Origin of the sequence: Streptomyces sp. NPDC001406 (genome assembly GCF_042895285.1) — a bacterium.
GTDB lineage: Bacteria > Actinomycetota > Actinomycetes > Streptomycetales > Streptomycetaceae > Streptomyces.
In genome coordinates this window covers 455,926-466,275 of sequence record NZ_JBIAWG010000007.1, presented here as the reverse complement: position 1 = coordinate 466,275, position 10,350 = coordinate 455,926, and the positions used below count along the sequence as shown (strand labels likewise).

General features: G+C 72.3%; 10 protein-coding genes. 5 read left to right on the top strand and 5 right to left on the bottom strand.

The annotated features are described in order from the left end of the window. Nucleotides 1–211 precede the first annotated feature (211 nt). On the bottom strand, nucleotides 212–1,720 hold the full coding sequence (locus ACFY1J_RS19975; RefSeq protein ID WP_390712494.1) for a PLP-dependent aminotransferase family protein: 1,509 nt from the start codon (nucleotides 1,718–1,720) through the stop codon (nucleotides 212–214). 64 nt (nucleotides 1,721–1,784) lie between these two features. Between ACFY1J_RS19975 and ACFY1J_RS19970 the strand changes: the two genes are divergently transcribed. The 4 genes from ACFY1J_RS19970 (at nucleotide 1,785) to ACFY1J_RS19955 (ending at nucleotide 5,328) form a co-directional block, all read left to right on the top strand. After that, the gene (locus ACFY1J_RS19970; protein WP_390731594.1) at nucleotides 1,785–2,477 is read left to right on the top strand and encodes a YitT family protein; all 693 of its coding nucleotides are present in this window, start codon (nucleotides 1,785–1,787) and stop codon (nucleotides 2,475–2,477) included. Then, a complete protein-coding gene (locus ACFY1J_RS19965) occupies nucleotides 2,474–3,241 on the top strand; it encodes a glycerophosphodiester phosphodiesterase (RefSeq protein ID WP_390731593.1) in 768 nt (255 codons plus the stop codon). The genes ACFY1J_RS19970 and ACFY1J_RS19965 overlap by 4 nt, the downstream gene beginning before the upstream one ends. Before the next feature lie 60 nt (nucleotides 3,242–3,301). Next, nucleotides 3,302–4,675: an MFS transporter gene (locus ACFY1J_RS19960; protein WP_390731592.1), complete on the top strand. Its 1,374-nt coding sequence runs from the start codon at nucleotides 3,302–3,304 to the stop codon at nucleotides 4,673–4,675. A gap of 278 nt (nucleotides 4,676–4,953) precedes the next feature. Further along, on the top strand, nucleotides 4,954–5,328 hold the full coding sequence (locus ACFY1J_RS19955; RefSeq protein WP_003977404.1) for an RNA polymerase-binding protein RbpA: 375 nt from the start codon (nucleotides 4,954–4,956) through the stop codon (nucleotides 5,326–5,328). Between the two features lie 214 nt (nucleotides 5,329–5,542). On the opposite strand, the gene fxsA is transcribed toward ACFY1J_RS19955, so the two are convergent. The 4 genes from fxsA to ACFY1J_RS19935 all read right to left on the bottom strand — a co-directional run bounded on the left by fxsA (nucleotide 5,543) and on the right by ACFY1J_RS19935 (nucleotide 9,618). Next, the gene (fxsA, locus tag ACFY1J_RS19950) at nucleotides 5,543–6,106 is read right to left on the bottom strand and encodes an FxsA family membrane protein (RefSeq protein WP_390731591.1); all 564 of its coding nucleotides are present in this window, start codon (nucleotides 6,104–6,106) and stop codon (nucleotides 5,543–5,545) included. A 78-nt stretch (nucleotides 6,107–6,184) separates the two neighbouring features. Then, on the bottom strand, nucleotides 6,185–6,979 hold the full coding sequence (locus ACFY1J_RS19945; protein ID WP_390712490.1) for a polyprenol monophosphomannose synthase: 795 nt from the start codon (nucleotides 6,977–6,979) through the stop codon (nucleotides 6,185–6,187). Between the two features lie 534 nt (nucleotides 6,980–7,513). Then, complete coding sequence (locus ACFY1J_RS19940) at nucleotides 7,514–9,127, bottom strand: amidohydrolase (RefSeq protein ID WP_390731590.1); 1,614 nt, start codon at nucleotides 9,125–9,127, stop codon at nucleotides 7,514–7,516. A 50-nt stretch (nucleotides 9,128–9,177) separates the two neighbouring features. Beyond that, a complete protein-coding gene (locus tag ACFY1J_RS19935) occupies nucleotides 9,178–9,618 on the bottom strand; it encodes an Lrp/AsnC family transcriptional regulator (RefSeq protein WP_263206489.1) in 441 nt (146 codons plus the stop codon). A 268-nt stretch (nucleotides 9,619–9,886) separates the two neighbouring features. On the opposite strand from ACFY1J_RS19935, the gene ACFY1J_RS19930 reads away from it, so the two are divergent. Further along, nucleotides 9,887–10,327: a hypothetical protein gene (locus ACFY1J_RS19930; RefSeq protein WP_390712488.1), complete on the top strand. Its 441-nt coding sequence runs from the start codon at nucleotides 9,887–9,889 to the stop codon at nucleotides 10,325–10,327. The last annotated feature ends 23 nt before the right edge of the window (nucleotides 10,328–10,350 follow it).

The window sequence follows — 10,350 nt, the reverse complement described above, 5'->3', positions numbered from 1 at the left end:
CGACGAACGTCCGCGGTGGCTCGGTCCCGCCGGTCGCCCCGGCCTCGACCAGCCGGGCCGCCGCGGCCAGACGCGCCGCCGCCTCCTCGGCCACCGCTGCTGCCCCCACGCACGACGCCGGCGGACGCCGAGCCCACGCGGCCGGTGGAGACCGAGGCCGAGCCCGTGCCGGTGGAGGCCGTGGCCGCCGAGCAGGCCTGACCGCGCAGACCTACGCGACGAACGTCCGCGGTGGCTCGGTCCCGCCGGTCGCCCCGGCCTCGACCAGCCGGGCCGCCGCGGCCAGACGCGCCGCCGCCTCCTCGGCCACCGCTCCCCCCACGGTGAACGGCAGGCGCACATACCCCTCGAAGGCGCCGTCGACCCCGAAGCGGGGGCCGGACGGGACACGGACCCCGACCCGTTCCCCGGCCTCCGCGAGCCGCGAGCCCGACAGACCGCCCGCGCGCACCCACAGCGTCAGGCCGCCCTTGGGCACCTCGAACTCCCAGCCGGGCAGTTCCCGCCGTACCGCCGCCACCAGCGCGTCCCGGTTCTCCCGGGCCTGACCGCGCCGCAGGTCGACCGCCTGCTCCCAGCCGCCCGTGCTGAACAGCCAGTTCACGGCCAGCTGCTCCAGTACGGGGGTGCCCAGGTCGGCATAGGCGCGCGCGGCGACCAGGCTGCGGATCACATCCGGTGCCGCACGCACCCAGCCGATGCGCATGCCCGCCCAGAAGGCCTTGCTCGCCGAGCCGACCGTGATCACCGTGGAGCCCGCCGGGTCGAAGCTGCACACCGGGCGCGGCATCGGTCCGCTCGCGAACTCCTCGTCCAGCCACAGCTCGCTCATCGTCTCGTCGGCGACGAGCACCGTGCCCGCCGAGCGGGCCGCGTCCACCAGCCGGCGCCGCTGGTCCTCGTCCGCCAGCGCCCCGGTGGGGTTGTGGAAGTCGGCGACGACATAGGCGATCCGGGGCGCGGCGTCCCGCAGCACCTGCCGCCAGCGGTCCATGTCCCAGCCGGACAGCCCCTCGGCCATCGCGACCGGCACCAGCCGGGCGCCCGCCTCCCTCATCAGCTGGAGGATGTTGGCGTAGGAAGGGGACTCGACGGCGATGCGCTCGCCGCGGCCGGCGAAGAGATGGCAGATCGCGTCGATGGCGCCCATCGCCCCGGTCGTCACCATGATCTGCTCGGGCATGGTGGAGATCCCGCGCGCGGTGTAGCGCTCGGCGATCATCGCGCGGAGGGCCGGCAGTCCGGCCGGGTAGTCGCCATGGGTGTGGGCGTACGGCGGCAGCTCCTCCAGCGCGCCCTGCACGGCCCGGGTGAGCCAGGGCTCGGGGGCGGGCAGCGCGGCACAGCCCAGGTCGATGACGGAGCCCAGCGCCTCGGGCGGCAGCGGCTCAAGGCCCCGCGCGGGCAGCGGGTTCCCGGCGGGTACGGCCGTCCAGCTGCCGGCGCCGCGCCGTGACTCCAGGAAGCCCTCGGTGCGCAGCGCCTCGTAGGCCGCCGCGACCGTGGTGCGGCTCACGGAGAGAGCGAGCGCCAGTTCCCGCTCGGCGGGCAGCCGGGCGGCCACCGGTACCCGGCCCTCCAGCACGAGCAGCCGGATGCCGTCGGCGAGCGCGCGGTAGGCGGGCGGGCGGCGAGTGCCCGGGCCCGCCGGGCGCTCCTGCTGAGAGGTGAGCAACCGGCCGAGCTGCGCGGCACCCACCGCCGAGGTCCACTGCGCCATGAAGATCAGTCCACCTTCCCCGAATTGGCCATGGATGCCGTTCCTTCGCAAGCCACAGGGTGTCATGCGTCAGGCCACTACCACCACACCAGGGGGGCACGTCTTGTCCACGCAGGGCCGTCTCGGGCGACGGTTGATCCAGTTGTACGGGGGGCTCGCGCTGTACGGCGCGAGTTCCGCCCTTCTCGTCGAGGCGGGCCTGGGCCTGGAGCCCTGGAACGTGCTGCACCAGGGGCTCGCCGAGCTCACGGGGCTGACCATCGGCGTCGTGTCGATCGTCGTGGGCGCGGCGGTGCTGCTCCTGTGGATCCCGCTGCGCCAGCGCCCGGGGATCGGCACCGTCTCCAATGTCTTCGTCGTCGGCATCGCCATGGACGGCACGCTCGCCCTGCTCCCCGAGGCGCACTCCCTAACGGTGCGGATTCCCCTGCTGCTCACCGGAGTCGTGCTCAACGGCGCGGCGACCGGCCTCTACATCTCGGCCGGCCTCGGCCCGGGCCCGCGCGACGGTCTGATGACGGGGCTGCACCGCCGTACGGGCCGTTCCGTACGGCTGATGCGGACCGGGATCGAGGTGGCGGTCGTGGTCACCGGCTTCGCGCTCGGCGGGAACGTCAATGTCGGCACGCTGCTGTACGCGCTGTCCATAGGCCCGCTGGCCCAGCTGTTCCTGCGGGTCTTCGTGGTCCCGTCGGCATCGGAAGGCAGCGCGGTCGTTGCCAGCGGTACACCCGAAAGGGTGATACTGCGTCCGTGACCGCGCTCATACGCCACCCGTACCTCGACCATCCCGGCCCCATTCCCTTCGCCCATCGGGGCGGGGCCGCCGACGGCCTGGAGAACACCGTGGCGCAGTTCCGGCGCGCGGTCGAACTCGGCTACCGGTACATCGAGACCGATGTGCACGCCACCGCCGACGGCAAGCTGGTCGCCTTCCACGACGACACCCTCGACCGGGTCACCGACGGAGCGGGCCGGATCGGTGACCTCCCCTGGGACGACATACGGCACGCGCGCGTGGCGGGGCGCGAGCCGGTGCCGCTCTTCGAGGAGCTGCTGGAGACCTTCCCGGACGTGCGCTGGAACGTGGACGCCAAGGCGGAGCCGGCCCTGCGGCCCCTGCTGGAGCTGATCGAGCGCACCGACGCCTGGGACCGGGTGTGCGTGGGCTCCTTCTCCGAGGCGCGTGTGCTGCGCGCCCAGCGGCTGGCCGGGCCGCGCCTCGCCACGTCGTTCGGCGTCCGCGGGGTGCTCGGCCTGCGGCTGCGCTCCTGGGGGCTGCCCGCCGCGGTGCGCCGGTCGGCGGTCGCCGCACAGGTGCCCGAGTCGCAGTCGGGCGTCCCGGTGGTCGACCACCGCTTCGTACGCGCCGCCCATGCACTCGGGCTGCAGGTCCATGTGTGGACGATCAACGAACCCGAGCGGATGCACCGGCTGCTCGACCTGGGAGTCGATGGCATCATGACCGATCACATCGACACGTTGCGCAAGGTCATGGAGGACCGGGGCGTCTGGGTCTGAGCGCCCCGGGGCACGGCACGAGCCTTCGCACGGCACTTCTGCGGGGAAGCGAGGGCACGGGTGAGCACCGAGACCGTGCGGGTGGGGGCGTCCGACGAGGCCGTCGAACGGCGGCGCGAGCAGCGCGGCTGGTATTTCTACGACTGGGCGTGCTCCGTCTACTCGACGAGCGTGCTGACCGTGTTCCTCGGCCCCTACCTCACATCGGTGGCCGAATCGGCGGCGGACGCGGACGGCTTTGTACATCCGCTGGGCATCCCGGTCCGGGCGGGTTCCTTCTTCGCCTATTCGGTGTCCCTGTCGGTGATCCTGGCGGTCGTGGTGATGCCCCTGGTGGGCAGCGCGGCGGACCGCAGCGGCCGTAAGAAGCCGCTGCTCGCGGCGGCCGCGTACACCGGCGCCGCGGCGACGACCGGCATGTTCTTCCTCGACGGCGACCGGTATCTGCTGGGCGGGCTGTTGCTGATCGTCGCGAACGCGGCGCAGTCCGTGGCGATGATGCTCTACAACGCCTACCTGCCGCAGATCGCCCCGCCCGAGGAGCGCGACGCGGTCTCCTCGCGGGGCTGGGCCTTCGGCTACGCGGCGGGCTCACTGGTCCTGGTCGCCAACCTCGTCCTGTACTCGGCGCACGACAGCTTCGGCGTCTCCGAGACGACGGCGGTCCGCATCTGCCTGGCCGCGGCCGGCCTGTGGTGGGGCGCCTTCACGCTCGTACCACTGCGACGGCTGCGCGACCGCCGGTCGAAGGCGGCGGGGGCGGCAGGAGCGGGTGCGGAGGCGGGGGCCACCTCCGCCGGGCTGCGGCAGCTCGTCGCGACCGTCCGCGACATGCGCCGGCATCCGCTGACACTCGCCTTCCTGCTCGCGTACCTCATCTACAACGACGGCATCCAGACGGTGATCTCCCAGGCATCGGTCTACGGCTCCGAGGAGCTGGGGCTCGGGCAGTCGACGCTCATCGGGGCCGTGCTCCTGGTGCAGGTGCTCGCGGTGGCGGGCGCGCTGACGATGGGGCGGCTGGCCCGGGCCTATGGCGCGAAGCGCACGATCCTCGGATCGCTGGTCGCCTGGACGGTCACGCTGGGGGCCGGGTACTTCCTGCCCGCCGGGGCCCCGGTCTGGTTCTTCGTGCTGGCCGCCGGGATCGGGCTGGTGCTGGGCGGCAGCCAGGCGTTGTCCCGGTCACTCTTCTCCCATCTGGTCCCGCCCGGCAAGGAAGCCGAGTACTTCTCCGCTTACGAGATGAGCGATCGGGGCATGAGCTGGCTGGGCCCGCTTCTGTTCGGGGTGACGTACCAGCTGACCGGCAGCTATCGCTCTGCGATCATCTCGCTGGTGGCCTTCTTCGTCATCGGGTTCGCGCTGCTCGCGCGGGTTCCGGTACGGCGGGCGATCGAGGGCGCGGGCAACCCGGTTCCGGAAAGGATCTAGTACTGATTTAGCGCTCAACACGAAAGGGCGGTAGTGTACGCGTTTGGCCTGCCAGGCGTACCGTTACTGCGCGTCAAAGGTGCCGAAACGCTGGGTGACATCTGCTAGCAGATGTGACAAACCGGGCGCCGGTGGGTACAACAAGGGGCGGCTACGACGGCGACGCACGACCCGGAACGGGACACGGAACGGGAATCTTTACCGCCGACCGGACGTTGACCGGATGACGACGACAGCGACACCTGTCCTGTGGGCGACAAGCCCGGGAGGCACGATTCATGAGTGAGCGAGCTCTTCGCGGTACGCGCCTCGTGGTGACCAGCTACGAGACGGACCGCGGCATCGACCTGGCCCCGCGCCAGGCCGTGGAGTACGCATGCGAGAAGGGGCACCGCTTCGAGATGCCCTTCTCGGTCGAGGCGGAGATTCCGCCGGAGTGGGAGTGCAAGGTCTGCGGTGCCCAGGCACTCCTTGTGGACGGCGACGGCCCTGAGGAGAAGAAGGCCAAGCCCGCGCGTACGCATTGGGACATGCTGATGGAGCGGCGGACCCGCGAGGAACTCGAAGAGGTCCTCGAGGAGCGCCTTGCCGTGCTCCGCTCCGGGGCGATGAACATCGCGGTTCATCCTCGGGACAGCCGCAAGAGCGCGTAGTCCCTGCGGGGCTTGGGCCGCGACAACAGCGCACGTGAGCAACCGCGGGCGCCGTACGTGAAGTCGACGTACGGCGCCCGCGGTTTCGTTCTTTCCTGCGGCTGTGTGGTGGGTGGCCGGCCCTGGGGGCTGCGCCGCCAGACCCCGCTTCGGCCTGAACGGCCTCGTCCTCAAGCATCGGACGGGCTGGATTTGCCGACCGGAGCCGGAAAGGTCAGCTCGTCAGCGGTGGGCGCTGCTCCCATGCTGTGTCGCCCGGCTCGTCCCCGTCGTTCCTGATGACCTCGCCCTGGACGATCTTGCCGTCGGGGCGGTGGATGCGGGCCTGCTGGAAGGCGTCGCCCAGCGAGCCGGGGGCGGCTCGGCGGAGCCTGCGGTCGAAGGTGCGCTCCGCGTAGCTGCTCAGCCCCTTCTGCACCGGGGGGATCAGAAGCAGCAGGCCGGCCGCGTCGGAGATCAGGCCGGGGATCATCAGCAGCAGGCCACCGAGCATCATGAAGCCGTTGCCGCCGCCGCGCTCCGGGGAGCCGCCGCGCTGCAGCGCCTCGTTGAGGCTCTTGAAGGCGCGTCGGCCGGCCCGTTTGATGACCACGGAGCCGGCGACGACGCTCGCGAGCAGGAGCAGGAGCACCGTGAGGCCGCCCGCCGCGTTCGCGACCAGGGTCAGCAGCCAGATCTCCAGCACCAGCCACGCGGCCACGCCCAGCGGCAGGAACCTGCGCAGCCGCGAGCGCCGGGGCCGGGTGGAGGGCGAAGAGGTCGGAGCACCAGTCGTCATGCTCCCAGTGTGCCTGGGCCCGGCTCAGTGCGGGATAAGGGGGCGATCGGCGGGGCCTGTGAGGTCCCGGGGACCGGGCTATGCCTGCTTGCCCTTGCCCTTGATCCTGCCGACCCGCTCCCCCAGGCCCCACGCCGTGACCCGCCACAGGGCCTCGACGACGATGTCACGGCTCATCTTGGAGTCACCGAGTTCCCGCTCCACGAACGTGATCGGCACCTCGACGACGTGGTATCCGGCCCTGACCGCGCGCCGGGCCAGGTCGACCTGGAAGCAGTACCCCTGCGAGGCCACCTTGTCGAGCCCGAGCCCCTCCAGGGTCTCGCGACGGAAGGCGCGGTAGCCGCCGGTCACATCGCGGATCGGCACGTCGAGCATGATGCGCGAGTAGGTGCTGCCGCCGCGCGAGAGGAACTCGCGGGACCTGGGCCAGTTCACGACCCGGCCGCCGGGCACCCAGCGCGAGCCGAGCACGAGGTCGGCGCCCTTGAGCGCGGTGAGCAGGCGCGGCAGTTCCTCGGGCTGGTGGGAGCCGTCGGCGTCCATCTCGACGAGGACGCCGTAGCCGTTGTCGAGGCCCCAGCGGAAGCCCGCGAGGTAGGCGGCGCCGAGGCCCTCCTTGCCCTTGCGGTGCAGCACCTGGACGTGGTCGTCCTCGGCGGCCAGCTCGTCGGCGAGCTTGCCGGTGCCGTCGGGGCTGTTGTCGTCCGCCACGAGAACGTGCGCCTCGGGGACGGCCTTGCGGACCCGGCCGACGATGGACTTGATGTTCTCCGCCTCGTTGTAGGTCGGGATGATCACCAAGGCCGTGCCGAGCGGGCCGAACTGCCTCCCCTGGGCCTGTGCCGCGAGGGTCCCGTCGCCGTCGTTCACTGCTGCCCCTTCATGTCGTACGCAGGGGTCCCACCATAGTGGCCGCGGCCTGCGCCGACGTGACAGCTCGTTCGTATGGTGGTGTCGATTCCACAAGAGCGGGGTAAGAAGGCTCTTTTCGGCTACTGTGCGCGCTGCGGATGGGGGCCCGGCACCCTTCGGGCCGACCTGGGACCCGCCGGCTGCGGGTCGACCTGAAGCCGTTGTCTACTGAGCGTCCGGGCCCCATCCGGGTCACACCTCCCCGACCGGCCGGAACGTTCCCTCGTCGGCGCGGGCGCTGAGCCTGGCTCCCAGTGACGATGCCCCGGTGCGGCACACCGTCCCTGACCCAGCGGCGCTGCGACGAGTGCGCGGAGGTTCCCGGTCGGGCGTCCGGTGGTGGACTCGGCCGAACCTACCGGCCGCCTGCGGCTGGCTGTCAACACTCGTTTGACCTGCGAAAACACCCCTGAAGACCCGGTCGGTGCGGAGGATGCGCAGGTCGCGCGACGGGGCGGCGGCGGCCGATCCCGACCGCGCCACCCCGGGAGATCACTCGCCCGGCCGTACAAACACGGTCCGTCCGCCCACCACGGTGCTGAGGCAGACCGGGAGGTCGTTGCCCGGCGTCAGATCGGGGAGGCCAGGTGTACCCGAACGAGGGTCGGTCGACCAGCGGGCGACGCGGTCGTCGGGGGCCTGGACGACCAGTTCGTCGGTGCGCCACACGGCATAGTCGGCGGGCGCTCCGGGCACCAGGACGCCCGCGTCGTCGCGGCCGACGGCCCGCCAGCCGCCGCGCGTGTGCGCGGTGAAGGCGGCGCGTACGGAGACGCGGTGCTCCGGTGTCCGGTGGAAGGCGGCCGCACGGACCGTGCCCCACGGGTCGAGGGGCGTGACCGGGCTGTCGGAACCGAAGGCGAGCGGGACGCCGGCCCGCAGCAGCTCCGCGAAGGGGTTCAGCAGCCGCGCCCGCTCCGCGCCCAGGCGCTGGGCGTACATGCCGTCCTCGCCGCCCCACAGTGCGTCGAAGGCGGGCTGCACGGAAGCCGTCAGACCGAGCTCGGCGAAGGCGGCGATGGTCTCGGGGGTGAGCATCTCGGCGTGCTCGACACGGTGCCGGGCGGCGCGGACACGGGCCGAGCCGAGCTTGTCGGCGGCGGCGCGCACGCCCTCGACCACGGCGGTCACGGCGGCGTCGCCGATCGCGTGGAAGCCCGCCTGAAGGCCCGCCTCGGTGCAGGCCACGACATGCGCGGCGACGGCGTCCGCGTCGAGGTAGGCGGTGCCGGTGTGGCCGGCGTCGGCGTACGGCTGGTGCAGACAGGCGGTGTGCGAGCCGAGGGCGCCGTCGACGAACAGGTCTCCCGCGGCGCCGAGCGCGCCCAGTTCCCGTGCCCTGGCGACGCCCTCGTCGCCCTGCTCGGCCCAGTAGCCGACGACCCTGGGGCCTGGCATCTCGGCGGCGAGCCGCAGCAGGCTCGTGAAGTCGTCCTCGGACGAGATCTTGGGGCCGCCGCACTCGTGGACGGACCCGATACCCAGGGAGGCGGCGTGCGCGAGGGCGGTCCGCTGGGCCTCGGCGCGCTGGGCCGGTGCGAGGGCGCCGAGCGCGGCGGCGCGCACGGCGTGGTGGTCGTCGCTGGTGAGCGGGGCGTCGTCGCGGACGACGAGGCCGGGGACCAGGTCCAGCAGGGCCGTCGTGACGACCGCCGAGTGGACGTCGATACGGGAGAGGTACAGCGGGCGTCCGCCGGTGGCCTCGTCGAGCTCCGCGCGCGTCGGCGGGCGGCCTCCGGGCCAGCGGGCGGCGTCCCAGCCGTGACCGAGCAGGACACGGTCGTCGGGGCGGGCGGCGGCGAAGTCCCGTACGAGGGCCAGGGCCGCATCCAGGGACGGCGCGCCGGAGAGGTCGAGACCGGTCAGGGCCAGGCCGGTGGACGTGGTGTGGATGTGCGCGTCGCTGAAGGCCGGGGTGACGAGGGCACCGTCCAGGTCGACGACCTCGTCGGCACCGTCCGCGAAGGCGTCGGCAGCCCCCTCGGAACCGACCCACGCCACCTGGCCGCGCTCCACGACCATCGCGGTGGCGAAGGGGTCCGCGGGACTGTGGACCTCCCCGCGGCGCAGCAGAACGGTCTTCGGGTCGGCGGGGCGCTCACTCATGCCGAACAGTGTCTCGCGCGAGGCGACGCGCACCGCACTCGGGGCGCCTCTCAGATCATCGGCGGCCGAGCCTCGTACGGCGTGGAGAGCACCACCGTCGTGCGCGTCGACACGCCCGCCAGCGAGCGCAGCCGGGCGAGCAGTTCCTCCAGTTCGTGCGGGGTGGCCACGCGGACCTTGAGGATGTAGTTCTCGTCGCCCGCGACGCTGTGGCAGGCCTCGATCTCGGGGACGTCGGCGAGGCGGTCCGCGATGTCGTCGGGGGCGCTGGGGTCGAACGGCTTCACCGAGATGAAGGCGGTCATGGGCAGCCCGACCGCCTCGGGGTCGACGACGGCGGCATAGCCGCGGATGACGCCACGCTGTTCCAGCCGGCGCACCCGCTGGTGCACGGCCGACGTGGACAGCCCCGTGGCCTTGCCCAGGTCTGTGTAGCTCATCCGCCCGTCCTTGACGAGCAGCTGCACGATCTGACGGTCCAGCTCCTCCATGGCGCAAGAACCTACAGTGCGCCTGACCTCCTCGGATACCCGAGCAGCCCAGGTCATGGCCGGTTCGTGATGTCCTGGAGCGCAGGCTGTGCGCCGTCCGAGGGACAAACCCGCCGCACCGGGCACCTGCAATAGGCATGTGACGAACACCACAGCGCTTGAGCGCGCTCCGTGATGCACTCGTGATTACCGCCCAGAGGGGACGGGAAGTGCTTGCTGTGGTCGAGGCCGCAGTGCCTTCACGGCCCAGCCCGAGGGGGAGAATCCCATGCAGAATCCCAAGCGCCCTGGTCGTACCGCGCCCAAGCGCCCGCAGTTGGTCGTCGAGCCCGAGCCGGAGGGCGTCGAACCCGACGCCTACGACACCGAGGACGCCGACGACTACGACACCTTCGAGATGTACCGGGTGATCTGCCCGGACTGCGCGCAGCCCATCGCCCTGCTGGCGGACGAGGACGTCCTGCCGGAGCACGCGCTGTGCGCCTCGCCGTGGAACCCGTTCGGGCTGACGGTGTGTGCCGGCACGGGCCGTGCCGCGGCCGACGCCCGCCCCGCGGAGGAGTCCCTCGGGCAGCAGGAGCAGGGCACCGCCGTCGTGCTGACGCTTCCCCAGGGCCTGAACTGGCGGACGCAGCCCTTCTCGCACGTCGGCGGCCCGGGCTCGCGCCCGATGCGCGTACAGGCGATGCGCCGCCAGGCCGCCGCCTGAGCCGTCCGGCTCCGCGCACGGCC

Excerpts from the sequence above, each read along its gene's own strand:
- ACFY1J_RS19975 (WP_390712494.1), bottom strand. The coding sequence starts at position 1,720 with ATGGCGCAGTGGACCTCGGCGGTGGGTGCCGCGCAGCTCGGCCGGTTG.
- ACFY1J_RS19970 (WP_390731594.1), top strand. The coding sequence starts at position 1,785 with ATGCGTCAGGCCACTACCACCACACCAGGGGGGCACGTCTTGTCCACG.
- ACFY1J_RS19955 (WP_003977404.1), top strand. The coding sequence starts at position 4,954 with ATGAGTGAGCGAGCTCTTCGCGGTACGCGCCTCGTGGTGACCAGCTAC.
- fxsA (WP_390731591.1), bottom strand. The coding sequence starts at position 6,106 with ATGACGACTGGTGCTCCGACCTCTTCGCCCTCCACCCGGCCCCGGCGC.
- ACFY1J_RS19940 (WP_390731590.1), bottom strand. The coding sequence starts at position 9,127 with ATGAGTGAGCGCCCCGCCGACCCGAAGACCGTTCTGCTGCGCCGCGGG.
- ACFY1J_RS19935 (WP_263206489.1), bottom strand. The coding sequence starts at position 9,618 with ATGGAGGAGCTGGACCGTCAGATCGTGCAGCTGCTCGTCAAGGACGGG.
- ACFY1J_RS19930 (WP_390712488.1), top strand. The coding sequence starts at position 9,887 with ATGCAGAATCCCAAGCGCCCTGGTCGTACCGCGCCCAAGCGCCCGCAG.